The following is a 26,033-nucleotide window of genomic DNA, read 5'->3' as shown; positions in this document are numbered from 1 at the left end:
CCGGCAATGCTCAGGTGTACGGCAATGCTCGGGTTGAGAACGATCACATGCACTGTGGCTTTGATTGTTTCGGTTCATTCAACCGACATACGCATGCTTATAAGACAAAGGGAAATAAAGTCGAAATAACCTGCGGCTGTTTCCGTGGAAGCCTGGAGGAGTTCGAGAAGAAAGTAGAGGAGACGCATAAAGGCACAATCTACGAGAAGCAATATAAAGCCATCATCAACCTGATTAAGATTAAGTTCGGAATCGATGGATAGAAAGTTGACACACGGCAGCTTGTTCAGCGGGATTGGAGGTTTTGACCTTGCCGCCGAATGGACGGGATGGACAAACGTTTTCCATTGCGAGATAAACGAATTTTGCACACGAATCTTAAACCACCATTTTCCAAATGCAGAGCACTATGCAGACATCACAAAAACCGATTTCACCCCATGGAGGGGGAGAATCGACGTTCTTTCAGGAGGGTTCCCTTGCCAACCTTTCAGCCTTGCCGGACAACGAAAGGGAGCGGGCGATGACCGTTACCTCTGGCCTCAAATGCTACGGGCTATACGGGAGATACAGCCCTCTTGGGTCGTTGGCGAGAACGTTGCTGGCATCCTCACGATGGTACAGCCCGGCGAGGAGGTTGAAGTGGGAAGCGAAGCCTCTTTGTTCGGAGAGGCTGACCGAAAGAGAACATTGCTGCGGCAGGAATACGTTGCCGAAACCGTCTGCCGTGACCTTGAACGTGAGGGATATTCCGTCCGGCCGTTTGTTATTCCGGCTTGTGCCGTCGGAGCACCCCACCGCAGGGACAGGGTGTGGTTTATCGCAAGGCGTATTGCTACCGACACCTGCTGTAATGGAGGACAGGCGGAAACCAAATGGAAATCCGGTACGGCAAAAGAAAATAATGAGCAACCTCAACCCTTATTCCATCCGGGAACTCCTGCCGACCGTACAGACACAGGGGCTGAAAATATGCAATGGACAGGGGAAGACGGCATTCATGCCATTGGAGTTGTTGCCAACGCCTACAGCGAGTTGTCACAATGCCGGAACGACAAAAGACAGGAAAGACGGTATTCCCCGGACATCGGAACTGAACCATTTGGTAGCCCATCAAACTGGGAAAAGTTCCCAACTCAATCCCCTGTTTGTAGCGGAGATGATGGGCTTTCCGGTAGACTGGACGGTATCACCTTTCCAAAGTGGCGGCAGGAATCCATCAAAGCCTACGGAAACGCGGTAGTACCGCAAGTGGTTTACGAAATATTCAAAGCAATACAAGAGACCTATGAATACACACCCGATAAGTGAAGTATATAACATGGACTGCATGGAATACATGAAGTCCGTTCCCGACAAGTTCTTTGAACTGGCTGTGGTTGACCCTCCGTATTTTGACGGACCCAACAAATTAGGCTATTATGGGAAGGAAATCTCATCCTTCGGCATAAAACGGCCGGCATACAAGGTAAAACATTGGGGAATTCCTTTAAAACGCTTCTTTGAAGAATTGTTCAGGGTCAGCAAAGAACAAATAGTATGGGGTGTGAACTACTACCCTTATGGTATTTTCTCTTCCGGCAGAATTGTCTGGAATAAAGTTAACGGGAAAAGTTCCTTTTCTGATTGTGAAATCGCCTTCTGTTCCATGATTGATACGGTAAGAATGTTCACCTACATGTGGAACGGAATGTGCCAAGGTAAATCATTGAAAGAAGGACACCTTCAGCAAGGGGATAAACGTAAAAATGAAAAACGGATTCACCCGACACAGAAGCCGGTCGCTCTGTACGCATGGTTGTTACAGAACTATGCCAATCCTGGCGACAAGATCCTCGATACCCATTTAGGTAGCGGGAGCAGCCGGATAGCCGCCTACAAGATGGGCTTCGATTTCTACGGGACGGAAATAGACAAAGAGTATTTCGATGCGCAGGAGAAACGATTTCGGGAAGAGTGTTTGGGAGAAATTAGACTGAGAAACGGCAATGTATATGTACAAAAAGAACTTTTTGAATTATGAAATTGGATAAAAAGATAGACTACTCCATCAACCTTTTGCGCAAGGCCGAACCCATGGCTTTGCGCCTTGACCCGGAAAACGGATTCTATTTGGCTTTCTCCGGTGGAAAGGATAGTCAGGCATTATACCATATTGCAAAACTGGCAGGAGTGAAATTCAAGGCCCACATGAACCTTACAAGTGTAGACCCACCAGAGGTTATTCGCTTTGTGAAACGGAATTATCCAGACGTGGAGCTGATAAAGCCGAAGATGAGTATCTACGATATGGCTTTAAAAAAACATCTAATTCCGACACGAACTATTCGATGGTGCTGTGCCGAGTTCAAGGAAACATCCGGTGCAGGAAAGGTTACGCTGACAGGCATCCGCAATCAGGAAAGCAAAAGACGCGCTAAACGTAATGAATTTGAGACCGGCAAAAATGGCAAAGCATCGTTCAGCGGAACGTTCGACCAGTGGGAAGAACACGAAGAAACAATGGCAATTTGTGTAGGGGGGAAGGACAAGATATTAATTTCACCAATCATCTACTGGACTGAGCGTGATGTCTGGGAGTTCCTTAACGAGGTGGTGAAGGTTCCGCATTGTTCATTGTACGATGAAGGTTCCAGACGGATTGGCTGCATTTTATGCCCGATGTCGAATTACAAACAAAAGATTAAAGATTGCCAACGTTTTCCCCATGCCAGACATAAGTGGATTCAGACCATCCAAAAGTTAATTGATGGTGGATATATCAACCACAACTTCCAAGATGCGGAGTTCGGCTTCAACTGGTGGATTAGCGACAAGAGCTTCGACAAGTTCTATGCCGATGAAGTGTTGCAACAGAAAATTGATTTTGAATTATGAATGATAGTTTAATTGAAGCACTTAAATTGATTTGAAGATGAAAGGCAGATCTAAAGAAATTCATGTATGGAGTGAGGGAAAATACGTTGGAAATATTATATACACCTACAGAGTTCCTCTTATGTCAGAGGAAGAATTGGAAGACACTCTATTGAAAACATTTCCCCAACTTAAAGGAAAAAGGTGGAATATAAGATTTATCTAACAGATGAGTAAAACAAAACTATATTACCTGTTCCTGGCAGTCATGTGGTAGCTGTCGGGACAGGTGGAAAGGAGAAATATTATGACAGAAGATATAAAGAATTCTATGATTGGCCTTATGGTAACAGTTGGAACAGACATGGAAAGAAAGTTTGCATGGTGTATAAGGAAAGTAAATGGGAAAGATATTATTTTCTTGCATGGAAGGGAAAACGGACTGTCTGCATTTAACGAAAAAGACTATATAACAGCTATCCCTGTTGATAGAATATTGTCTTGTTTAAAATTACTTGTATGATATGAAACGAGAAGATATTGAAAAAGCAGCAGATGAATTTGCTGATAGAGAATATGAGATAAGCAACATTGATAAGGATGCTTTATACAAAGGTTTTTATCATGGTGCAGAGTGGCGCATCAACAGCGTGTGGCATGATGCAAAAGATGTACCACAGCCATTTAGGGCATTTGTGATTTTACATGATACAGAAAACGATTTTATGATGCTAACCCAACATAGTATTACTTGCGATAGTGATTATAATGTTATATATCAAGAAAATGATAATATGATAGCTTGGGCATACATTGAGGACTTACTACCTAATACGGAGGAATGAAAATGGCAAAAGAAACAATATATAGATATTCACTGAGAACCGCTTCTAATTGTTGGTTGGGTGAAGTGATTTTAACAGATAGCAAAGAGTTCTTTGCAATGACAGATTGGGGTAATTTTAATTACTGCTGGTCTATTCAAGAAGATATACGGAAATTCATCCTACATCTTGATGAAGATTATTTTTCACGCAAAATGTTTCAAAGTGTTTCTTATCAATGCAGTACAAAGAAAATGGAAGACTGTTGCAAAAGGTTTGCATCGAAGGTATTGCCAGCCCTAAAAGAGGCGATTAAGAAGGAATTAGTTAATACGGAGGAATGAGTATGTTAGAAATCTTAGAATTTATATTTCAGGACTTTTTCCATTGGCTCGGTACGGTAATACTCATTATCTGTATTCCCTTTCCATTTAGCCATAATAGTTTCATTAGTATCAAAAATGAAAATAAGGAGGATTGACCCATGAACTTGAACGAACTGAGAGACCGTGCCTATAAGACAGCCTGCGAACACGGTTGGCACGAAGAAGAATACAGTAACGAACATTACCTCTGCCTGGTCATATCCGAACTGATGGAAGCCTTGGAAGCCGACCGGAAAAGGATGCACGCGTTCAGGAACCCGTTTGAAGATTTCATATCGCGTTTCACAAAAGACCCGGAACATGCCTACAAGGTCGCTTTCGACGAATACATCAAAGACACTGTCGAGGACGAACTTGCCGATGCCGTGATACGCTTGCTCGATTGGCATGGAGTATACGGCATCCAATTGGATGGCTCTTGCCTGGAATATGAAGTGATTGAAGAATATTCACGTATATACAAAGACAAAACATTTACCGAATCCGTTTTCAATATAGTTGCATCGGTGATAAGTTTTGAGATACAGGTCGCATTTTTGAAGATATTCGGACTTGCCATGCATCTCGGAATTGATATACATTGGCACATCGAAAAGAAGATGCGCTACAACGAACTTAGGAGTTACAAACATGGGAACAAAAAGTATTGAAACAATGAAGAATAGAATCTACATAAGCCTTCCCATCAGCGGACGGGACATGGAAGACGTGGAATCAGCCATAAAGTCAGCTGCCGCACAGATAGAAAAACATGGCTTCAAGGCGGTGTCGCCTTTGGAAGTGTCTTCAGACCCCGAATCAAGTTATGCCGGACACATCGGGCGCGGCATCACCGCATTGCTTGAATGCGATGCGGTCCTTGTCCTGCCCGGATGGGTGGAATCCAAAGGATGCGCACTCGAAATGGAAGCCGCACGTATTTATGACAAGAAGATACTTACGAACTATGGAATGTTGGGCCATTACGCAAAGGAGGTGGAAAATGAATAACGATATGCCAAAAGTCGTAAGTAAGGGCAAAGTGAAGCTCTTAGATATTGAGATAACGGTGTGCGTTCTCGATAACGGACAAAGGGTTATCCCGGAGGACGATATGAGGAAAGCACTCCTGTTTTTAGGGATTCCCCAAAAAGATATTGAGTACCTGTTGAATCCGAAGAGAGATAAAATTATATAAATTCCATTTTCAAAATTATCATTATTGATAACTTTGTATTATATTTGCACCATGACAAGGAATATAGCTACTTATGCTAAACATAGAATATAAGGATGAAGAGCTGAAGTTGTTTATAGAAACCGGCAAAAGCAACGATAAAAGATATAAGAAATTGAAAAGCAACGCCGTATTCATGAGGGATTTGCGCATGGTGATTAACTTGATGAGACCGGTTGACAATGTCAAGGAATTACACATGTTTAAAAAAACTCAACTACGAGCCTTTGCATTATGATTACGAGGGCTATTCAAGTGTACGGATTGGATTCACTTCCAAATATCGGCTCATATTTGAAGAATTTGAAAATGGAATCAGGATATGCCTGATTGAAATAAGCGAGCATTATGGAGACAAATAGCAAAAAAGAAACGATTCCTTTCGTAGCCACTCATCCGAGTGAAATAATTGCCGATGAGATAAAAGCCCGCGGAATGAAGAAAACTGAATTTGCAGAAAGGATGGGGATGCAAAAGCCCAACGTCACCCGTTTGCTGAAAGGGGAAAATATAACCCCGTCTATTGCCGCAAAATTGGAAGCTGCATTGGATATTCCGGCAGACATGTGGATGAAGCTTCAATTGCAATATGACAAAGACACGAAAGCCATCGAACGGCGTGACAATCTGGAGAAGGAAGCCATAGCTACCGAAATGATGCTTTCTTCCTTGTTGAATTTGCCGGAATTGTATAAGCGGCTTGGAATAAATGCTTGTCTTTTTATACAGAAAAAGTTGGAAATACTTTCAGGGCTTTTGAATTTCAATCCTTTGGAAATAGGGAAAATGAATTTTGTCCGTCAGTCCCTGTATAAGAAGAGCGACAAACTTAGTTTTGATGAAAGAAATCAGAACACATGGCTTGTCTTGGCCTATATAAGTGCCATTAAAAACAATCCGTTGCAACCTTATACGAAAGGCGGTGGTGTCAGTGCAGCTAAAACAATAGCCGGGCATGTCCACAAAGGCACATTGACGGAAGCAACGCTAAAACAAGTTTTAAATGACCACGGCATTTCCTATTCCGTTGTCCGTAAATTAGATAAAACGCCTATTGACGCAGTTTCCATGATGACTGGAGAAACACCTGCCATTATTACCACGCACCGTTATAATGACATGAGCAGGCTTGTATTCAACGTGTTGCATGAATTAGGACATGTAGAACTGCACTTCAATGGGAACGACGTGGAAAACTTGTTCATATCCTCGGACGAAACATATTCCTTGGACAACAAACAGGAAAAGGAAGCAAACACATTTGCCGAAGACATACTCATAGACAAACACATTTGGAAGAAGATGATGGAAAGTGGAACAAACAGCATATCGACGAGAAATATCGTAAATAAGCTGAAAGCATTGTCTGAGAAATATGAACTTGATTCCAATATAGTAATTTGGCGTTATAAATACGAAAGCCACAATTACAAGTTGTTTGGAGTGAAACCGGTACCTATCCGATAGGATTATCCCGTCTGAAACTCGTATAGCCCCTGCTTTGGGTTTCAGACACATGAGAGCACCGGATTCCCGTTTCCGGTGCTCTTTTTTATACCCGACACCTACCGTGCCGGGCTTCTTGTTATATATAAACCCGAAAAAATATTTAGTATGAACAAACCCGATGATAATTTAAGATTGCTTTTCGTTTATTACGATTCCTGCAACGCCTTGTTGGAAGCCTTCTGCGAAAAGCATGATTTTGATTACGAGGATGCAAAACAATGCTGGGTAGCCGGATGCGTGGGTGAAACTGTCTGCTGTGGCGATTATTACTTCAACATGGATGTGATAGTCACCGACCTGAAAGAAAACGCCCCCGAAGGGGAACTGCTGCGTTGGTATGACTACACCCTGGAATGCCATTCCCTCAGCACGAACGGATGCAATTATTCCTCATGGCTCAAAGGATGCCCGCGACTGTCAGAAGATGAAATGGCAGAAATCAGGTTGTGCCAAAAGCTTGTGGAAGAATCCGAAAGGCAATTGAAAGAATGTATAGCCAAATACAAGGAAAGGGGATTTTGAAAACGGAATCAAACAGAAAGGAGAATACCCATGAATAAAGAAATAAACGGATACCTCTGGCACAAAGCCAGTCTTGCAGCCCTTGGTAACGAATATCTTACCAAAAATTGGGAAGTGAAACTCTATGCAACCTCGCTCTACAATGCGATGCTGTGGGGAAGAGGGACAAATTGAAAATAAAAAGGGGGCCAGCCCGCACGACCAAGCCAACCCCCATACGATTATTCCGTCACAAATATACGGATTTCTAATTAAATAATCGTGTCATGGAACTGGATTTTGATAAAATCATACGTATAAGGAAAATCAGAAGCGTAAAATCTGACTTGTCCAAGGAAGAAAACGCACTTGCCCGTCCGGTCTTGTCCGACAAGAAGCTCATACCCGAGATTCACAAAGTCTTCACAAGCCTTATCGTCGAGAGAGGGTGCAAACCGGCCACAAATACAGTGATTCAACGGAAAAAGTTCATCTTCATAGTCCTTTATCTTTATTCCCCGTCCTCTTTGGCCGGGGACAAGATGGCTCCCGGATTGCGTGATGAACTGTCCAATGTGTTGGGCGTACAGGCCAAAAGCACCATATCCAACAATTGTGCGAACCTTGTCTTCCTTTATCAGAATTATACATCCTTCCGTAAGGATGTGGAATACCTGTGCAACAAAATTATTTCATGGTTGAAATCCCATGAGTTGGTAGAATGAAAAGTAATATTTCTATTACAGATTCCAATTCAGCACAGCCATAAGCCGGCAATAATCCATATACGGAAGATTGTCGGCAATGGCTATGAGTTCATCTATGTACACGTTTCTTCGCATTTCTCTCGATTTCCCTGCGCTGACGGCGGTTTACGCCATACAGCTTGGCATATTCATTCAGTTTAACTTTTTCCTCGTCAGACAGTAGGTCATAGACTTCCTGACCCCGTTTGCCGGATATGATGGCTTTCAATACGTTCAACATCCCAACTCCTTTCTACAATGTTCGCACAAAAATTTCTTTGCAACCGGAAACATCTTCTGCCCGACGTAACCGCTAAGATACTGCGCTTCCTCCCCATACGGGTCAATCCCGGATGCCTGCGAAATATGACGGCACAGATGCCCCTTTTCGTGATCCCATGAGTTCTGAAACTGCTCCGGTGTGGAAGTGAGGGAAAGCACCATCACCGTTTCACGGTCGTGGAAATTTGAATAAGTCAGCCCGGTATTCAAGTTGCCTTCTGTCAGATTGCGGTATGCCTGTCTCAACGAATAACTGCGGCATCCACAATCATACAGGTCTTTCATTATCCGTTCAGTCCAATAGGTTGTAACGGCATAGTACACCCTCACGCTCCACCCATACTTCGGTATGTAGAAATCCTGCACTATCATAATGTTACATCATATCCTCCCAAATGATTGGTGTACCCGAACCAATACAATCCGCATAGAAGCGGGTAAAAGGAAGCCCGTCATAACCGTCAGGGTCATCAATGTAATCCTTGATGAACAATGCAAGATGGGATTCATCGGCTATCGAACTCTTATAATAATCCGCCTTGCCCATGTTGGCCGCATACACACAGTCGTACCCTGCATCCTTCTCCAGCTTGATGCCGTATTTTTTCAACAACTCTTCCACCTCGTCCTTCTTCAATGCATCTAGCTTTTTCTGTTTCCCGGTGGATTCGTCCTTGGTTTTCATTTTCGACACGGCCCACTCGCACATCTTCTTCGAGAAGTGCCACCCGTATTGCGAAATATATTCCTTCATTCCCGAAGGAAACCGGTCATAAGCATCCAGTCTCTGTCCCATAATCTTCTCCTTTATGATTTAGTAAAAGAGAGGGGAATTCCACCCCTCCCGTATCAATAAAACTCACCATTGGCACGTCTGCGCCGACGTTCTCCCATCTCATCCATTCGGGGATACTCCGGGAAGTAACCCGGCATACGGCGTTCGCCCATATCGTAACGTTCACCATACCCCCTGTTGCCATATCCGTTTCCGCCACTGTAGTTTCCGCTTTCACGGAACCCCATTCCGCCCCGCATCTCGTTCATGGCCTTTTCATATCCGTGACGGCATCCTTCCCTGTAAGCTTCTTCAATCTCACCGCCGTCTCTCATACCGAAGCCGCGTCCGTAATCGTCACGCCCTTCTTCCAAAATACTCCACATTCCCATAATCATTTCTTTGTTTTGGATGTGTCAGAACCAAGACCAAACTGTTCCATCAGTTGCTTGTTCAATGTCATAAGGTCAGCCATATTCCGGCTCATTTCAGCCATTTGACTTTTCAAGTCCAATATTTCCTTTTCTTGTTGTTGCTTTGCTACAACCTCCGGGTTTAAAGCACAAAGCATCTGCTCGCATGAAGAAAGAAACTTCTTATGATATTCAACGCTTTTAAGTATTTCTTCACTCTTTTGTTTCATCGTAAGAATTTCAACATTCATCTCCTCACGTGAAGCAGACACAAGAATACCATTCTTTACATCATCAGCAATGTCAAGATTGGCAGGCATTTCGGTTATAGTAACAGTATCCCCGTTACTGACACTTGCAACAATATCCACTACTTGAACAGGCTGTGGATAAAGAGTATTGGGAGTGTTTTTATAAACAGTCCTTAGATTCTTTACTGTTACAACCTTACCACATTCAAGAACAGGGTCAGCCCCTCTATGAAGAATATATAAGGTATTGTTTGGTCTTAAATTCTGAAACATGATTGTTTGACTTTTATGAGGGAGCCTGCGAAACACAGACCCCCGCCTTGTTATTTACTTGCTCCAAAAGAAGCGGTTTCTTTTGCCCGTGTCGGTGCTGGTGCCGAAGTCGGTCTGTAACCTCCATTCACCAGGAACAACTCATTCGTGTACTTGTTGTAATGGATTTCATAGATACCCTGTCCGGCAAGATTGGCCACTGTTACAGGCTCATTGTTGTAAGCCATCAGCGGACGTGTGTCACCGTTCGTACCTATCAGAATAGGCAGCGTCTGAGTTGTCCCGGCCGGGATGTCCTGACGGAGACTGATGTAGAACCCACCGACATAGTTCCTGCCATAGAAGGCATGGTTCGGAAGTTCCAGAGTGACATTCTCCGTACCCACATTCACCGCCACGGTCGGCAGGGTATTGTAGTTTACCCTGCCAAGTCCCGGAAACCCGAACGGAAATCCTGTAAAAAAGTTAGGCCACATAGCTTACCTCCTTTCTTACATTATCCCCAATAACCTCCATTGCATCCGCAACCATATCCGCTCCGACCGTAAGCGTCACCGGCATAAGCACCGAAAGCAGCTGCACGGTAAGTATCAAGATTTACACCTACGATATTAGGGTATTGTACGGGTACGGTTTGCGGCATACGGCACTTGATTCCGTCCACATCCCCCTGCAAAGCCTGCAAACCTGCTGCCAGCGGAGCGATCTGCTGCCCTACGGCATTCAGGATGGTGGCGTTCTGGTTACGCTGTGAGATTTCAGCCGTCAGGGAAGCCTTCTCGGCCGTCAGGGCTGCAATCTTATCCTGCAAAGCTTGATTTTGAATGGCGTCAAGTTTCGCGAGTATGGCATTCGTGTTCGCCGTAGCTCCGTCACGCAATGACAGCGTGTTCTGGTTGGCTGTGTTCACAAGTTGGTTCGTCTGGTTGCACATGGCAAGCTGATTCTCATATCCCATCGTTGTGATGGCATTCTGCGTCTTGCAGCAGCAGTCAGCAAGCTGTGTCAGGATAGCCTGATTCCCGCTTTGCATCGCATTGATGATTTGGTTGGTAGACAAGCCGACCTGATTACCAACCTGTGTAATGCTGTTCTGAACGTTGCACAAGGCTGTCTGGATCTGTTGCGTAGAACAGTTGAACGAAGAAGCCAACTGGGAAATAGCGTTCCCGTTACCCTGTATGGCCTGCATCAGCAATTCACGTCCCGAATTTCCAGCCAGTTCCGCAGGCAATCCGTTGCAACCGTTACCACCACGTCCGCCAAAGAAACCACCGTTGCCGTTCCATCCGAAAATAGAAGCAATCACCACCAGCCAAATGATAGACCACCATCCGTCCTGTCCTCCAAAGCCGTTGCGGTTACCCATCAAGGCAAGCAGGTTGGGGTCAACGCTTCGTCCTCCTCCAATCATGCCGGGGAGCAATGCAGTGATGTCCATTTTGCTGCCTCCGCCGGTACCATCGCTGTTAAAAACATAAGTTCTCTCCATAATGTATCTTTTAAATTAAACGTTACAAGGTCAGGCATATCCTGACCCTGCAAAACTACAAATACATTATGTCACTCAAAATCAATTTTTTCCCAACTCATTCCCGATTCTTTCCCGATATATTCCCATCATTTTCCCACACCTCACACGCGAAGAAAAATTAGACAGCATATAGTTTACCGCGCGTTTCGTCTTGCGCACCAATAATGCAATCTGGGAAGGGTAGAAGCCCTCCTTGGAAAGGAAATACACAAGCAAGTAACGTGCATCCACCACCTCCGTTTCTTTGCTTCCCGACAATATGATTCTTGGTGAAATCTCCGTTTCCCTGCTGACAACCTGAATAATCTCATTAAAAATATCTTCCTTGCACATACAAAATCCGATTTTTATTCATATCTTTGTCATACCACATGACAAGGCGTTTATATACAACGATAGCTCGCGATGAAGACATAAAGCCCTCAACGCGCGAGCTATTTTCGCGTCTTGTCATGTGGTAATGCAAGGAACGTTGGGGGCTTTTTTATACTCCCGTCCCCGAAGGAGTAAACATTACTTTTTCAGCCTGTACACAAACCTCCCGAATCCTATAAGGATGCAAACGACCACGGCCACGAGCGCAAAGCCCCCATAGTGCAGCTTCGTTTCCTCCCACCTCGAAAGCTTCCGCTCCACAGGATAAGGCACGCCAACGCTGTCCGTCCTCACCGACACCAACGTGTCCCTCACCACGCGCTCCCTCCAGTGCGTCCGGTACTTGTATTCCGTCCTATACACCGTGTCCCTCTCCGTCCTCAATTCCACGTGAATCGAATCCTTCAGGTAAACACTGTCCACAGACCACCGCGCACCATGCACGCTGTCTATCCTCACCGTCTCCACCGGCACGTACTGCACCCTCGCACATCCGCACATGGCAAACAACGACAGCCCCACCACGAGCCAGAACACCGGCACCATCAGCCAAGGCCAAAACACCCTAAAAAATCTATTCATATCCATACCGTTGTTAATTTATAAAACCAACGCACGTGCCAACATCCAGGCACCCAAGGCCAACACGAGGAAGGCCAACCAAGGCGGCAATCCCTTCCCGCCGCCCTCTCCGATGTCGTCAAGCATCGGCCAATACTCCTCACTCGTTCCCATGGCTATGCGATATTGAAGAACCTGTCAGCCTCCCATTTCCTCCGCTTCACCAGTCCGTCAAGCTTCCGCTTCTTCCCGGCCACCGTGGCATACACCCACCTCATGAACTCCGCACGCACCTCCGCATCCGGGGCGCAAGCCCGTATTTTTTTCAAAAGTGTGGAACCGGCCAACGCGTCGCACCCAAGGTTGTACGCGAAGTCCACCAATGCGTCGAACTTGTTCTGACGCTCCGTCACGCCTAATTTGTCCACAAATGCCTCATATTCTGCCAAGTCACGCCTGAGCTGCCGTTCCGCCTCGCCCTCCGTCATCTTGTCGCCACGCTTCACGCCAACCGTATGTCCGTAGCCTATCGTCCACACGCCCGCCGGGCACTTGTAAGCCGTGCCCCGGAAACCCTCGAACCTCTTTATCGCCTCAATCAATGTGTTGCTCGCTTTCATATCTACATTTTTTTGTTTAACTTTGCCATCGCCTCCCGTGAGGGACGCCCGAAGAACTAATATGTTTTTCATGGTATTATATTTAAGTTTAACAGGGGGAGGCGGCGTGCCTCCCCGTTTTCATGCCCCGCTTCCCTTCAGTGCTTCTATTTCATCCCTTAATGCAGAATTTTCCGATTTTATGGCCTCAATTTTATCATTTAGTTCTTTTCCCATCGCTGCGGAAAGTGGTAAATCTGAAGAGGAAGAGTCTAATACATTGACTATGTTAGATTTGAACAATAAGTTATCCCGCGCAACATCCTTCGTTATATTAAAAATACCATTGTAATGACGTATTTTTATATAGGCCGTGTCAGATGCGTCAGATAATCCTCTGATATGTAAATAATCCCCCTCTGAGGAAACTGTGTTTTCTATTCTAATCATCACATGTTGCAATGCCTTGTTATTGATGTTTAAAAACAGGATTCCTCTGTCGACCATCTGGGAAATATCATTATAAGTATTCCCACCAAGTGCCGTTTTGATTTCTTCGTTGCTTGAACCCGTAGAAAGGCCAAATAAATTCTTGAAAAGCGTTGCTCCGTACTTCTTCCCATTAAACCAAATACTATTCTCATCTTCGCTGAATCGGATGCTGTCAAACGTTTTCTTGTCCTCCTTCGACATCAAACCGTCCTTGTCCGCAGAGGCCGTATTTGAGATTTCCGCAATCTTGTCATTCAACACTTTACCCTGTGCGGCCGAAAGAGCACTTTCTTCATTATCAGAATTCAGGTTGTTTATGACATTGGGGACAACTACTAAAGTTTCAAGGGATATTCTATCTGATGATATTGAGTATACAAAAATGCCATTGCCTGCATTTATATAAAATCCAATAAATCCATCAAGCTTGACGATTCCTGCAGGAATATATACTATAATCCCATCATATCCAATTGAAACTTTTGCAATTACGACTTTATGATTTACGGCTTCCACAAACTCATCCCAATTCCCTACAATAGATTCCACGTCTGTTGTAGACCAATCTTTTGTCGTTTCTAAAGCTCCCGGTAAAATGTAAACTACGTTTCCACTCACATACTCATTGATTCTCTCCAACAGCACATGCCCGTTCCGCTCACCCTCCTGGAACGGGATGCCCTCTTTCCCCGTCAGCTCCGTGCGTTCCGGGGTCTGTAATATCGTCTTTCCTTCTACTGCCATGACTACTTGTGTCTTAATTGTTTCCTTACTGTCCTTCTTGTCACCTCCTCCATCATCACGGGGCTTCCGTCAGCCCAAAGCCAAGCCTTGCCTTCCTCCAAGAGCAGGGCGTTGCCGACAAGCTCATACGGGTCCCCGCGCCCTATGATGCCGGAAGAATTGGCGCGGGTCGTTCCCAACCCCGCCATGTTCAACCGTGAATAGTTCATCCTCTCCATCATTCCGCCTCCCTGATAGTGGCCTTCGTCACTTCCGACATGCTCTCAATCCTGATGTGCATCGGATAAACGCCGTGTCCGAAGCACCAGTCTATGAACTGTCCGGGATTGTACAAAGTGTTCGGCAGGATGCACGGCACGAACGTCCCCTCGTCCGAACTCCGCTGCGAGATGTAAAACCCGCCGCCTTCCTTCCGTTCCAGATGGAGAGCATAGTCCGCGTTCACCGTCTCTTCCGCCACATACCTGTCACCCTGTAGGGTGAAATTCAAATTCCTGAGTGCCATGTCACTTTTCCTCCTTCTTTACTGTATTATTATCATGTTCCCTTTGAAACAGAAGCTCTGCCGCCATCTTGGCTATCTCGTCCTTGTTGTCGATGATTACCCTCATCGTCTTCTCCGCCTTCCGGAGTTCCTCCTTCTGCCATGATTTCTCCCTTACCGACACGAACTCGCAGAAAATGCAGTAAGCCGTCCACAACATCGAGAACACCGGTATGGGAACCACCACGCAGCACAGGATGTCGATGAAGCACAACGTCAGGAAAGGCGTGAAGTACTTCTTTGCCTTCGTGGCCGTCTTCTTGTATCCCGTGGAAGTCCGCGCCTCGCCGCGTTGTTTGGCCTTTTGTACCCCAGAGACCAAATCCACGGCCATTGCGCCTATCGTGGCCGCCACGCATAATGCTATCAGTATGATGTGGTTCATCATGTGATTTTCTATAAAATCAATAATCACTTTTTCCATTACAATGCTTTTTTATAATTAATGCCAAAGCCCCCCGGTACCACAAGACAAGCCACCTGAAAAACAGGTAAGGCAGGCATCGCTGCCTTATACCCGTTGTTTCAATAGTCAGGCAGAAGCATCTTCCTTTATCTGTTTCACTATCTGTATGGCATCCGACACGTACTTCGGAAGCTCGTCGCTCTCCGGGAAGCTCGACATCGTGTAAGAGCCGTTCTCGTAATAGATGTACCCCACGTTCGTTTCCTGCACGCCTTTCCGCATGCCGTCCTCCATGGGAAACTCCACTTCCTCCACCTTGTTCACCGAGGCGTTCACGCGTACCAGTTCCTTTCCGTCCGTCTCATACTCGATGTTGTACTTGGCATTTGCCGTCGTGGCCTCTCCGTTGTAAATCACTCTCGTGCTGTTTTTCTTAATCTCCATAATACTTTTTTTTAATTAATGAATAATGTTATTTGAATTTAGCGTATTTCTTTCCACCGGATGTTCCCTCAATCATGCCCTGCTTATGGTCAGCACATTGTTTGACGATGTATATTTTGCACCGCCAGGCACGAGCAAGAGCCACACGATGTCAGGAAGCGTGCTGCTTTGTCCTGTCTGGTAGGCATGCCATCTTGCCGCGTCCACAGAGTTTGGCACGGCCACGAGTTCCACGTACGTGCAAGAGGTGCTCACGACAAGCGAGGTGTAGTTTTCCACCCCGTTGTAGGAAATTTTAGCTCCAGACGTTTGCACGCTGCTCCCGCTGTATATGTAGAGGTGCGTCCCCAAGTAGTCCCCGGATGTGGGCAATGTCACAGTACCACGCGAACTTCCGTCCCTTGTGGGGAAACAGAAGAAGCCACCCTTCTTCAATACGTCCCTCGTCACCGTGACGCTGTTATTGTTGGGGTCTATTTGCGGAACGGTTTTCATGTATCCCGAGAACTCACCGCTTCCTATTTTCAGCACCCCGTCTGCGTCCACGCTTGCCGTTACATCCCCGGCATTGTTCCGTATGACAAACTGGTCGCCCGTCACGGTGATTTTTTTGTTCACCACGTCTATTCCCGTGGCAAGTTCCCCGTCACGTTTGCCTTCAATGAATGAGGTGGGAGGATCTCCAGTCAAATCACCCTCAAACACCATTATCCCGTCAAAGTACAACGTGCGGTTTGTTGTCTGTCCCGCCGTGCCAAGCCGGAGTACAAGGAACTTACTACCGCTTGGTGCTGTCACCTTGTATGTTTTCCTTGTCCATGCCGAAGTAAATGCAGGTTGAAATGCAGTGAAGCCCGCAAGTTCAAGCTGGTTGTTTGTTGAAAAGTAAGCCCCTGTAGCACCACCGCTTTCTGTGAAAGAGGATGTGGCTCGTATCCACATGACTATGGTATATAATTTCCCGGCAACAACAGGTACCTGTGCACGGCCTAAATATACCCATGAGTTCCCCGTTTTACACTGTATTTTCAAACTTTTACTGCCATGTATATGTGAGGAACCGTCTATCGAAACAGTGCAATTTGACAGGTTCTGATTGGAAAGCCCACCGTATTCAAAACTGCCGTCAGGGAAAAGGTTGTCCGGCCAGATGCTGCTCACCTTCAAGGAAATCTTGCTCGTCGTCTGCTCCAAGGTGGATATTTTTCCATTTGCCGTGCTGATTTGGCTTTTAAGGCTCGAATCCGTCTGTTCCAACGTCGAAACCTTGCCGTTAAGGCCGCTCACCGTGGTTTTCAGGCTTTCGGCAGTCTGCTCCACAGTGCTCACCTTTTTTCCTAACGTAGTCTCCAAACCGGTCAATTCGTCTTTCGTGGAATACGTTTTTTGCACCGTGCTCAAAATGGAATCTTCTTTTTGCTCGATTTCCGCATGCACCTTTTCATAAACATCCACTGCGTCACCCACAATAGGGACTTCCTGCATCATTATGATATTACTCCCGTCATAAAGCCAGAACTTTATGGAGGTCGTCGTAGAAGTAGGGGATACCGTTACCGAGCTTCCGTTTGCGGCGGTCTGCACGCTTCCGTCCGTGCCCACACGTTGGTATTTCAACGTCTTTTCAGTAGTTGTCGCCCTCGCGTCGCTTCCTGTCTGTTTGTATTTCGTACACGTCACGGACGTTGGGGTAAGCTTGTTATCCCACGACTTCTTCACGATGGCCACGGAAGGCTCTATGGTATAGAACACGGCATCGGCACCCGGGTTCCCTTGCTGTCCCTTGTCGCCCTTGGCACCCGTCGCACCCGTATCACCTTTCGCCCCCGTTATGCACACGGGATTTGTTTCCTTGGAGCTGCCATCGGTATAGGTTACCTTCGTTTTGCTCCACATGTACTTCCCGTTTACCCATGCAGGAGCTGTCGTTGACCAACTCCCACCAGACAAAGAAGTAGCAGAAGTGGAGAGGTAGTAAAGCACATCGACCGAGGAAACGCCCTTTCCTGCCGCCCCGGTTGCACCCGTCGCCCCCTTGTCGCCCGTCGCGCCCTTGGCCCCCGTAACGCACACCGGGCTTGTAGTGGTGCTGCTATTATCGGTATAGGTTATCACGGAACGCGTCCACATGTACTTGCCGTTCGCCCATGCAGGAGGAGCGGTCACCCATGAGCCGCCCGACTGTGCCGTATTGGAAGTGGACAGATAATACTGCTCAACGATGCTCTTGACACCTTTCCCTGCCGCTCCCGTCGCGCCAGTGTTACCCTTGAAAGCCACGGAAAAAGAGAAATTCTTCGTGAAGGTCTTACCGTCTACGGTAATGGGCACGGTAAGCACTCCCTGTCCGGTAGTCAACGAAGAAGTGACGGACACCGTGAACGAGGCCGATGTGGTTCCGTTGCTTGAAATGCTCGTGGACATTCCCGATGGTGCTCCGGTTATGGTACCAATCGTTGCCGCAACCCTTGTGGCACCCTTGTATGCGATTACCTCACATTTCGTGGATGCGGCGATGGCCGCGCTCGTCGTCCCTTGGAAGGCATGCGATTCGTTGCCAAGGATTATGGTGTAGGCATCCGTGCCATTCTTACCGGCGGCACCGTCCTTTCCGTTCGTACCGTTCGTGCCGTCCTTGCCATTCGTACCGTTGGTACCCGAAGAAACCTTGGCTATCGTGATTTCGTCATATACACCGCCCGAGGTACAACGTATGGTAACAGACTTCGCGCTGCCCCAAACCGTCGAATTGTTGTGTGCCAAGGCATAAGTCTGAGAAGTGGCCCCCGATATGTTTGTGAAAGAAGACTGGCCTGCCTGCTTGTAGCTCCACTGGTAGCCGGATGTACCCGTGAGGGTGGCCGTCAGCGTAATGGAGGTAGGAGTGGGATTCCCTGAAAAATTGTTGGCATATACAAACACTTGGTCACCGGCCACCCTCACGTACTTGGCCGCCGTACCGTCCGTGCCGTAATAGCTCACGGAGTACACCGTAGTAGGGTCGCTCTTCTTGTATGTCGTCACCGTTTTCGTCCAAAGGTATTTGCCTTTCTGTGGTGAAGGGACAGTTGCGCTCCAACTTCCCGTCGGAGCCGTCGTGCCCGAACTGCCTACTTGGTAAGTATTCGATACCGAAACGATACCGTCACCGTCAGCACCTGCCGGTCCCGTATCCCCCTTGTCTCCCTTTGCCCCGTTGGCACCCATCTTGCCCACACTGTACGAAGTGGATGTGGCATTGTCCGTATAGGTGATTACCGTGCGCGTCCAAAGGTACTGGTTGGCAGCCACGGACGGGACGGACGCGCTCCATGTACCCGTGGGAGGCGTAGTCCCCGAAGTGCTCGCTTGGTAAGTCACGGCGGTACTCTTGATGCCTTTCCCATCCGCACCGTCGTCACCTTTGAACTTAGACCACGTGTAATCCGATGGAGTATTGCTTTCCGTGGCCGTAGTCTTGTTTACTGCTATGCCGATGTACTGTGTCGTGGATTTGGGAGTGTCATACATCCCGCTGCCCGTCGAGTTATCGGAATACTTAATCCATGTATAAGTGGTCTTCCCGTCAGCCCCTTTTGCCCCCGGAACGCCCGTGTCGCCCTTTTCGCCTTTGATAAGTGACCATGTATAATCCGAAGGGGTGTTGCTTTCCGTGGCGGTGGTCTTGTTATAAGCAAACCCGATATAAGTTTTTCCCGTAGGCGAGTTGCTTATGCCTGAACCGGACGCATTGTCCGCATAGCGAATCCAAGTATAGCGGGGCGTCCCGTCAGCACCCTTTGGACCTTGTACACCCTGTGGACCAGTATCACCCTTATCCCCATAAGTACCGATAATCACCGGGCTGCTCGTATATTTCGTGTCATTGGTGTAAGTCACCACCTCATAGTTCCAAAGATACTTCTTGGAAGACGAGGTGGTCTGTACCGAAGTCGTCCAACCTGACGTTGAAGTTGTCACTCCGCTCGAAGCCGAAGAGGCTAAATAATATTCCGTAATGGACTTGATACCCACACCCGTCGCCCCCGTCGCTCCCGTGTTGCCAGTATTCCCGTATGCACCTATGACCCTCTTCTTGGTCTCGCTTGTCGTGCCGTTGGTATAGGTGACAATTTCATAATTCCACAGGTAACGGTTCGTTGTGGTCATTGTCGGAACCGTGTCGCTCCACGATGTCGGTGCGGTGGTGTTCGATGCCGATACGGCATACTTGTTGGTTATGGACTTGATGCCAACTCCGTTCGTTCCGTCTGTTCCGTCACGTCCCGACCGTACCTTCACGACGGTGAACACTGCCGAAAGTTCCGGCTTCCCGCTCTTCGTGGCCGTGACCGTCACGGAAGCGTCATCCTTGCTCATCCCCGTGACCGTCACCGCGCCCGAAGACGCGCCCACGCTGCCCGTGCAACCGCTGAACGTACCCTTGAACGTCCATCCCGTGTCCACCTCCGTGCCATACCACACCTTCGCGTTCGTGGTAGGGTAGCCACCCGTCACATTACCGTCAGCGTCACAAGCCACCTGGCCCGAATCGTTGTCCAAGTCCAACAGGTAATGCCCCGCACGCGCCGCGTCCTCAACCGCCTGGTTCGCCTTGTTCGTCGCATCGTCCGCAGCTTTCTTCGCCGCAGCGGCAATGGCATCGAGTATGGTCTTCCGCGCATCGTAGTAGGCTGATATGTTCGCGTAGTCGCTCCCCACCGTGATATATTCCGGTGAAGAAGCCGTATATTTCGTAAGCGCGGCCGAAGCCTTGTCGTATGCCGCCTTGTATGCCGTAGTCGATACCGAATAACGCACCGCGTTGGCCGTAATCTCGCCGTATTCCGAACGGATGTCCGCCTGCTGCTGTTTCAGGGCTGTCTTTTCGATGGGGGATATGAGGTTGTCGCTCTTGATGTTCGTCAGTTCCTTGTTGGCATTCGTGGCATCCGTCTGCGCCTTCTTGGCCGCTTCCGCTGCGTCATCAGCCGCCTTTTGCGCATCCTCTATCATGCCGTTCACGTCCTCGATGGCGGGTGTCCACGCGGTGGCAACATTCCCTTTTTCGAGTTTCAGGTTCTTGAAACAGATGTAACTTACTTTATTATAAGAAAAGTACAACACTTGCGAACCTTTTTCCGACAGGTCGTTTGTTACAAGCTTTAACACGACGTGTTTCCTCTTGTTGGCCTCAAAACTGAATGAAGGACTATTGGTAAGTTTTCCCGTAGCATTGGAGCCCATTATTGTGGCTGATAATGTATTTGATATATTGGACAATACATCAAAGCTCAGCATGTAGGTGGTATTGGGTTCAAGCAAATCCAATGTGCCATTCAAATTGTAATAAATGATACTCCATGAGGATGGTTTTTTGGTAAGTTCCAACTTCACACCTTTTACCCCCTCGTCAACCCACTCGGAAATGGTGAAAAGCGTCTCCCCCTCATTCGTGTTTGCGTACCACCTCTTCTTCCCTTGGTTGGTCTCCATGAGGATATTCCGTCCCCCGACTTCAATCCCCGCCACCACCTTGTCCGCATACGCCTTCGCCGCGTCCGAAATGGCCGTCAGGGCGGCACTCTTCTGCGTATAGTACGCCGTGCGCTTCGTGGCGAAGTCCGAAGGGATGGCCACGGTCTCGGAAGAAGAGGACACCACGCCGTTGATGGCCTTCCGGTAGTTCGTGTAAGCCGTGTTATAAGCCGTGGGAGTGCCAAGCCCGTACTTCGTGTAACCGTCCGCGACCTGCGTCTTGTCCCCGTCGATGCGGGCGAGTTCCTCCTTCAACTGCTTCTTTTCGGAAGGGGAGAACTTGCCGTCGGCCGCCCAATCGTCCATGCGCTCCTTCTCGGCATCCACGTCCGCCTGTGCCTTGTCGGCGGCATTCTTCGCCGAAGCCGCGTCCTCTATGGCCTGCGAGGCGTTCTCCGCCGCCGCGTCAGCCGCCTCTTGCGCGTTGTCGGCCAGTTCCTTTGCCTTTGCCGATATGGCATTCAGCAAGTCCGTGCGCGCGTCATAGTAAGCCTTGAACTTCGCCCTGAACTCCGTGCCCGTGATGTTGCTCGTGGAGCTTAAATCTGACAACAGGGGTGTGACATACGTGCTCAAAGCCGTGTATGCAGAGCCGTAGGCTGTCTTGGATACTCCGAACTTGTCAGCCGAAGCGTCGTTTTTCGGCTTCTCGGAAACTATCACGTCCCATTCCTTCTTGGCCTGCTGTTTCTCCTGCGCCGTAAGCTTGTTGTCGTTGGCGATGTCCGAAAGCATGGAGTTCGCCTCGTTGGCATCGGCCTGGGCGTTTTTCGCGGCCTTGGCCGCATTGTCTGCGGCAGTCTTGGCCTCGTTGGCCTTAGTGTCGTCCGTATAGCGTGAGGCAAGCTCCCAATGCGAGATGGAGAAAGCCTCATTCTCTTTCTTGGAGGTCTTGCAACGCAGCAAGTCGTTCTTGTACGTCTCCCCGTAAGTCGCGTTCACCCAAAGGTCGCCCACGTCGTAAGCCTGCCCCGTGGTGGGTTGGCTGACGAACACCCTGCGTTTGCCGTCAGCCGTGTCCTGTGCCTTGGCCGCTGCGGCCAAAGCCTTTTCCGTGGCCGTGTCCGCGATGGCTTTCCATTTCCACGTGCTGCCGTCTTTTACCCACTTCCAACTCTTGCCCGTGCTGATGTTGGTATAGGTGTCGTTTGAATGTGACTGTTTCTGTTCTTCGGTGGTCCACTCGTTCGCCGGGTAGTTGGAGGTCGTCGGGTCGGTTTTTTCAAAGTAGCTTTCAATCGCGCCGTCAATCTGGTCCTGCAAGTCCTCGGAGGTCTGCTGTAGGGCGGCGATGTAATTCTGCTGCTCCGCCAGACGCTCCACCGCGTCCTCCACCTTGCCGCTCACTTCGTCCACCTTGTCCTGGACTTCTCCCACCGAACCGTCAATGTAGTCCTTCACGGATTCGCCGCTTGACCATTTGAACACGTCCGCGATGATGTTCACTTCCTTGCGCGAGAACGAGGCAAACTCCTTCCCGTCCAACTTGTAAGAGTTGATGCCACGGTACATCTTGATGTAAGGCGCGTCGTTCCCGTAAGCCGCAAGGATGATGGCCGCCTGACGTGCCGCGTCATTCCGGTTCCCCAACTGCACGATTTCGTCACCGGCGGCAGGAACCGTGCTGCCCGCGTCGCAGTCCGTCTTCGAGAGGTCGATGTAATCGTCACCCACGCCCGTCACCAGACGCCAGTAGTAAGTGTTCTTCACGTTCTCGTTCACACCCTCCTTCACGTTGAACGTCTGCGCACGGGCAAAGTCACCCACGACAAACTGGTTCTCAACCGTCTTCTCACCGTCCGTGGCCGTGAAATGGCAGCGGTAATAATCCCCCTTGTCTTCCACATTCACGCACGACATGGAGGCAGGCGTCAGGATAATCTGTCCTCCCACGTGCTTGATTTCCTGAATCACAAGCTTGATGAACTCGGCCACCTTGCGCACAAGCATGCGGTCAACCTCAATATAGGAATCCCCGTTCCCGTCCATTTTCAGGCACAGCCCCGTGCCCAATGCCCCTGTCGAGAATCCCGGCGACTGTATCCCGTTGGCTGTCACTAATTCACGCACCAAAACATTAAGCAGTTCCGCAGCCCCGTCCGCGCCAATCTTCGCGCCCGATTTCCCTGCGGAATACTTCCCAATTTCCAATGCCCCCCTCAGCAGAAGCGAGGCCAGTTCCGCCGCCCCGTCGGAAGATATTTGGCCGCCGGATTCGCCGGATGAAAAATTACCGATTATCAGCCCTTGGAGGAAAGTAATGATGCCCGAAGCGGTATCATCGTTTAACTTTGAAAGGAACTTCTTGGCCAGTTCTTTGTTGTTCTTTTCTATCCCTTCTTTTATCTCCTTGTCTGTCCTTAGCGAAGAATAGGCGTTTGTATCCGACGGCTCGGTTTCATCGTCCTTCTTTATCAAATACACATTTGTACCTGATGTTGAAGAGCTAACCTTTCCAGAAAAGTAACGGCTTCCGTTCAGTTTGATGGAATCTATCTTGTCTTCAAGTGCGCCAAGACGGGAATAGGAGGCACTTTCACCGATGGTATACACAGGAGAATCCCATGGAATGTCAAGTGCAAGTTCATAGCCAAGCACACGCATAGTACGGGGGCTTGGGAAGAATGAGGGGTTGTTGACCGTTACCTTCTGGCCTACATCGAAAGGACAAGGTGTTTCCTGTGCCTCATTACGTGCCTTTGACCAGTCTGACATGAGTTTGGCCGACACGGTGCCGATGTTGTTCCTGATTTTCTCGGCATACTTCTCTGCTTCAGATTTCAGTTCCTCTTCCGCTTCTGTGACAAGGTTCTCAAAAACATATTCCGTGTCGTATCCGGCCATGACAAATTCATTCCCGGCCTCTGGTTTCATTACCGTATCTGGCAAACGGCCCCCGTAGTCCTCGTTGGCAACTATTTCAAAGCATGTGGACGTATTGTCACTCTTTTCCGGAAGGAACGTAAGGCCGAATGTAAGTCCGGCAAGCTTTCCGGTTTGTAAGGTGATCGTAAGTTTCTCTGAAATCACATAGGAATTGTCGAACCCCACAAGCCCGGTGGTCTTGATGGTATACACCGGTACTTTCATTCCTGTGGGTTTCTTTTCCTCGCCTTCCGTGACATCAATCATTTCTTCTTCGACCGAAGATATGGAAAGCACCTTGCGTGGATAGACGTAATCGAAAGTCACGATGCCCTCTATCACTTCGTCTGGTGACATGTCGGGGTATACGTCTATATACGGTGTGCCTTCAGGAAGCATCAGCCTGCGTTGTACAACCCCGTTTACCGTAAGGCCGTCAACGTCGGAATCGAAATAGCCGAGGGGGACATTCCCTTTTACAAGTCCGTCAATCGTGAATTTGGCACCTATATATAGTTTGTCGTTTGACGTGATTTCATATAATAAAGTGGCATGCTCGTCTGTATAGGGCATGGCGTTGCGGTTGATGGTCACTCCTATTTTGTGGTTCTCACCATCTTCATCAACATAATGCACGTCTGTTTCCACATACCCATACACCGAACTCAATATGCAGTCCCCGACAAGAGTATATGGAATATACGTAACTAATGGGGAAGTACAAGAATATGTAATTCGTAAATACAGTTTGCGTATCAATCCGTAGGGACTTTCAAAACTTTCCTTGGACAGTTTCAGCGTCTTGTTTGAATTGTCAACGGTATAGCTTGATTCTGACAAAACTGTGCTTGCGTCATTTTCGGATGCCACGATTTCCACTTTTACCTCCAATACGGCATTGGGGAATGACGAAAAGTCATAACTGAACACCATTGAAGACAAATCAATGACATAACGGGATTTGTACAGTTGCATGACATTTATGGTAAGATTGTCATACAACTCATATTCTTTAATGTCCGGAGTGGCCAAGCTTGCAGACACCGTGCCTACACCGTCCATCTGTTTTTCATAAGAATGGTGTTTTATGAGGTCTTTCCTGAAAAAAGACGGGTTTACAGGTTTATTGCTATCTTTGAAATCACTTTTATTTCCAGAACGGTCAAGTGTGTCTATGGTGAACTCCAGTTTCTTCCGGTACCGGGATGATATGTTCTGCGTGGAGCCGAATGCGTATATGCGCGTGAAATATTCACCGCTGCTCTTGGACAGGCTCATGGTTTCTGCCTCTTCGCCAAGGATTATTTCCACAGCTTCCCCATTCTCACAACGTCCGAAACGGATTTTCTTGCCCTCAATCCACCATTCGCAGTTTGCGGCTTCCGCAAGGGCGGTAAGCGCATCTATGAGGTTGGTGTTGGAATAGTGCATGACCAAGGCGTCCACGTTCACGTCATTGTCTATCTCATATTCATAGTCCTCACCGTTAAATTGGAATCCCCATGCTTTCAGGTTGCGCAGGAAGATGTCAAGATGGTATGAAAGTTGCGCCGTCAAATCCCATGCCGCCTCATTGCCTCCCGTTTCAGGGGTGTACTTGAAAACCTTGTTCTTCCACTTCATGTAAGAGGCTTCCATCTTCAACTCATAGTCATAACCGCCCGTGGAATTGTTGAAAGACGGCTTCTGGTCTTCTATGATTTCAAAGCGGCCAAACTCGCACTCTGTATGACAGCCGAGTTTGAACCGGACGGGATAAAGCAAGGAAAATTTGAGCGTGATATAGTCATCTTTCATCAACTCAAATTTTCGCTTGCTTCCTACACCTATCGGTGTGGACAAAACTAATACCTCGTTGTTATCCTTTATTTCTATCATATACCCAAAAGTAATGAATATTGCTCATGCTACATTATATTG

General features: G+C 47.9%; 32 protein-coding genes. 15 read left to right on the top strand and 17 right to left on the bottom strand.

The annotated features are described in order from the left end of the window. From HMPREF9442_RS05305 to HMPREF9442_RS05240, 15 genes are all read left to right on the top strand, one after another. Positions 1 to 263 (top strand): hypothetical protein (locus tag HMPREF9442_RS05305; protein WP_008626179.1); only part of this gene is annotated, 263 nt, incomplete at its 5' end. After that, a complete protein-coding gene (locus HMPREF9442_RS05300) occupies positions 256 to 1,311 on the top strand; it encodes a DNA cytosine methyltransferase (protein WP_008626177.1) in 1,056 nt (351 codons plus the stop codon). The genes HMPREF9442_RS05305 and HMPREF9442_RS05300, both read left to right, overlap by 8 nt. 19 nt (positions 1,312 to 1,330) lie before the next feature. Beyond that, on the top strand, positions 1,331 to 2,023 hold the full coding sequence (locus HMPREF9442_RS05295; RefSeq protein WP_253271030.1) for a DNA methyltransferase: 693 nt from the start codon (positions 1,331 to 1,333) through the stop codon (positions 2,021 to 2,023). Then, the gene (locus HMPREF9442_RS05290) at positions 2,020 to 2,877 is read left to right on the top strand and encodes a phosphoadenosine phosphosulfate reductase family protein (RefSeq protein ID WP_008626173.1); all 858 of its coding nucleotides are present in this window, start codon (positions 2,020 to 2,022) and stop codon (positions 2,875 to 2,877) included. Before HMPREF9442_RS05295 ends, HMPREF9442_RS05290 begins: the two co-directional genes overlap by 4 nt. A gap of 37 nt (positions 2,878 to 2,914) precedes the next feature. Continuing rightward, positions 2,915 to 3,082, top strand: a complete 168-nt coding sequence (locus HMPREF9442_RS16520) for a hypothetical protein (RefSeq protein ID WP_008626171.1) — start codon at positions 2,915 to 2,917, stop codon at positions 3,080 to 3,082. Positions 3,083 to 3,163: 81 nt separating this feature from the next. Further along, positions 3,164 to 3,379 carry a hypothetical protein gene (locus tag HMPREF9442_RS05285; protein WP_008626169.1) on the top strand — a complete coding sequence of 72 codons (216 nt, stop codon included), beginning with the start codon at positions 3,164 to 3,166 and terminating at the stop codon, positions 3,377 to 3,379. Position 3,380: 1 nt separating this feature from the next. Then, a complete protein-coding gene (locus HMPREF9442_RS05280; protein WP_008626167.1) occupies positions 3,381 to 3,701 on the top strand; it encodes a hypothetical protein in 321 nt (106 codons plus the stop codon). 2 nt (positions 3,702 to 3,703) lie between these two features. After that, positions 3,704 to 4,024 (top strand): phiTE_072 family protein, encoded by a 321-nt coding sequence (locus HMPREF9442_RS05275; protein ID WP_147639884.1) that lies wholly within the window; start codon positions 3,704 to 3,706, stop codon positions 4,022 to 4,024. Positions 4,025 to 4,164: 140 nt separating this feature from the next. Further along, positions 4,165 to 4,716 carry a nucleoside triphosphate pyrophosphohydrolase family protein gene (locus HMPREF9442_RS05270; RefSeq protein ID WP_008626162.1) on the top strand — a complete coding sequence of 184 codons (552 nt, stop codon included), beginning with the start codon at positions 4,165 to 4,167 and terminating at the stop codon, positions 4,714 to 4,716. A gap of 4 nt (positions 4,717 to 4,720) precedes the next feature. Beyond that, positions 4,721 to 5,056, top strand: a complete 336-nt coding sequence (locus tag HMPREF9442_RS05265; RefSeq protein WP_157183525.1) for a DUF4406 domain-containing protein — start codon at positions 4,721 to 4,723, stop codon at positions 5,054 to 5,056. Next, positions 5,049 to 5,243: a hypothetical protein gene (locus tag HMPREF9442_RS05260; RefSeq protein WP_008626158.1), complete on the top strand. Its 195-nt coding sequence runs from the start codon at positions 5,049 to 5,051 to the stop codon at positions 5,241 to 5,243. Before HMPREF9442_RS05265 ends, HMPREF9442_RS05260 begins: the two co-directional genes overlap by 8 nt. A gap of 387 nt (positions 5,244 to 5,630) precedes the next feature. Then, positions 5,631 to 6,749, top strand: a complete 1,119-nt coding sequence (locus HMPREF9442_RS05250; protein ID WP_008626154.1) for a helix-turn-helix domain-containing protein — start codon at positions 5,631 to 5,633, stop codon at positions 6,747 to 6,749. A gap of 147 nt (positions 6,750 to 6,896) precedes the next feature. Further along, positions 6,897 to 7,313: a hypothetical protein gene (locus tag HMPREF9442_RS05245; RefSeq protein WP_040602651.1), complete on the top strand. Its 417-nt coding sequence runs from the start codon at positions 6,897 to 6,899 to the stop codon at positions 7,311 to 7,313. Between the two features lie 30 nt (positions 7,314 to 7,343). Then, positions 7,344 to 7,487 (top strand): hypothetical protein, encoded by a 144-nt coding sequence (locus HMPREF9442_RS16420; RefSeq protein ID WP_008626151.1) that lies wholly within the window; start codon positions 7,344 to 7,346, stop codon positions 7,485 to 7,487. Between the two features lie 92 nt (positions 7,488 to 7,579). Continuing rightward, entirely contained in the window at positions 7,580 to 8,017 is a 438-nt protein-coding gene (locus HMPREF9442_RS05240; RefSeq protein ID WP_008626150.1) for a hypothetical protein, read from the top strand. A gap of 91 nt (positions 8,018 to 8,108) precedes the next feature. On the opposite strand, the gene HMPREF9442_RS16415 is transcribed toward HMPREF9442_RS05240, so the two are convergent. The 17 genes from HMPREF9442_RS16415 to HMPREF9442_RS05165 form a co-directional block, all read right to left on the bottom strand. After that, positions 8,109 to 8,279 carry a hypothetical protein gene (locus HMPREF9442_RS16415; RefSeq protein WP_008626149.1) on the bottom strand — a complete coding sequence of 57 codons (171 nt, stop codon included), beginning with the start codon at positions 8,277 to 8,279 and terminating at the stop codon, positions 8,109 to 8,111. Next, entirely contained in the window at positions 8,273 to 8,692 is a 420-nt protein-coding gene (locus HMPREF9442_RS05235) for a hypothetical protein (protein WP_008626148.1), read from the bottom strand. The genes HMPREF9442_RS16415 and HMPREF9442_RS05235 overlap by 7 nt, the downstream gene beginning before the upstream one ends. Before the next feature lie 4 nt (positions 8,693 to 8,696). Then, positions 8,697 to 9,116, bottom strand: a complete 420-nt coding sequence (locus tag HMPREF9442_RS05230) for a DUF7841 family protein (protein WP_008626147.1) — start codon at positions 9,114 to 9,116, stop codon at positions 8,697 to 8,699. Positions 9,117 to 9,169: 53 nt separating this feature from the next. Further along, the gene (locus HMPREF9442_RS05225) at positions 9,170 to 9,487 is read right to left on the bottom strand and encodes a hypothetical protein (protein WP_040602666.1); all 318 of its coding nucleotides are present in this window, start codon (positions 9,485 to 9,487) and stop codon (positions 9,170 to 9,172) included. 2 nt (positions 9,488 to 9,489) lie between these two features. Next, the gene (locus HMPREF9442_RS05220; protein WP_008626145.1) at positions 9,490 to 10,032 is read right to left on the bottom strand and encodes a hypothetical protein; all 543 of its coding nucleotides are present in this window, start codon (positions 10,030 to 10,032) and stop codon (positions 9,490 to 9,492) included. 50 nt (positions 10,033 to 10,082) lie between these two features. Then, entirely contained in the window at positions 10,083 to 10,508 is a 426-nt protein-coding gene (locus tag HMPREF9442_RS05215) for a hypothetical protein (RefSeq protein ID WP_008626144.1), read from the bottom strand. Positions 10,509 to 10,528: 20 nt separating this feature from the next. After that, the gene (locus tag HMPREF9442_RS05210) at positions 10,529 to 11,524 is read right to left on the bottom strand and encodes a hypothetical protein (protein WP_008626143.1); all 996 of its coding nucleotides are present in this window, start codon (positions 11,522 to 11,524) and stop codon (positions 10,529 to 10,531) included. Between the two features lie 81 nt (positions 11,525 to 11,605). After that, entirely contained in the window at positions 11,606 to 11,899 is a 294-nt protein-coding gene (locus HMPREF9442_RS05205; protein ID WP_008626142.1) for a hypothetical protein, read from the bottom strand. Positions 11,900 to 12,079: 180 nt separating this feature from the next. Beyond that, complete coding sequence (locus HMPREF9442_RS05200; RefSeq protein ID WP_040602665.1) at positions 12,080 to 12,523, bottom strand: hypothetical protein; 444 nt, start codon at positions 12,521 to 12,523, stop codon at positions 12,080 to 12,082. 18 nt (positions 12,524 to 12,541) lie between these two features. Continuing rightward, positions 12,542 to 12,676, bottom strand: coding sequence for a hypothetical protein (locus HMPREF9442_RS16860; protein WP_008626140.1), 135 nt, complete (start codon positions 12,674 to 12,676; stop codon positions 12,542 to 12,544). Positions 12,677 to 12,678: 2 nt separating this feature from the next. After that, a complete protein-coding gene (locus HMPREF9442_RS05195; RefSeq protein WP_040602650.1) occupies positions 12,679 to 13,122 on the bottom strand; it encodes a lysozyme in 444 nt (147 codons plus the stop codon). A gap of 120 nt (positions 13,123 to 13,242) precedes the next feature. Next, entirely contained in the window at positions 13,243 to 14,337 is a 1,095-nt protein-coding gene (locus tag HMPREF9442_RS05190) for a hypothetical protein (protein WP_008626138.1), read from the bottom strand. A gap of 2 nt (positions 14,338 to 14,339) precedes the next feature. Continuing rightward, positions 14,340 to 14,558: a hypothetical protein gene (locus HMPREF9442_RS05185; RefSeq protein WP_008626137.1), complete on the bottom strand. Its 219-nt coding sequence runs from the start codon at positions 14,556 to 14,558 to the stop codon at positions 14,340 to 14,342. Further along, positions 14,555 to 14,842, bottom strand: coding sequence for a hypothetical protein (locus tag HMPREF9442_RS05180; RefSeq protein WP_008626136.1), 288 nt, complete (start codon positions 14,840 to 14,842; stop codon positions 14,555 to 14,557). The genes HMPREF9442_RS05185 and HMPREF9442_RS05180 overlap by 4 nt, the downstream gene beginning before the upstream one ends. Position 14,843: 1 nt before the next feature. Further along, on the bottom strand, positions 14,844 to 15,305 hold the full coding sequence (locus tag HMPREF9442_RS05175) for a hypothetical protein (RefSeq protein WP_008626135.1): 462 nt from the start codon (positions 15,303 to 15,305) through the stop codon (positions 14,844 to 14,846). A 108-nt stretch (positions 15,306 to 15,413) separates the two neighbouring features. Further along, on the bottom strand, positions 15,414 to 15,731 hold the full coding sequence (locus HMPREF9442_RS05170; RefSeq protein ID WP_008626134.1) for a hypothetical protein: 318 nt from the start codon (positions 15,729 to 15,731) through the stop codon (positions 15,414 to 15,416). Positions 15,732 to 15,803: 72 nt separating this feature from the next. Next, positions 15,804 to 25,991: a carbohydrate-binding protein gene (locus HMPREF9442_RS05165; RefSeq protein WP_008626132.1), complete on the bottom strand. Its 10,188-nt coding sequence runs from the start codon at positions 25,989 to 25,991 to the stop codon at positions 15,804 to 15,806. Between the last annotated feature and the right edge of the window lie 42 nt (positions 25,992 to 26,033).

Source organism: Paraprevotella xylaniphila YIT 11841, from assembly GCF_000205165.1.
In the GTDB taxonomy this organism is placed as follows: Bacteria; Bacteroidota; Bacteroidia; order Bacteroidales; family Bacteroidaceae; genus Paraprevotella; species Paraprevotella xylaniphila.
The sequence above is the reverse complement of the archived record's forward strand: the minus strand, read 5'-3'. Positions and strand labels throughout refer to the sequence as shown.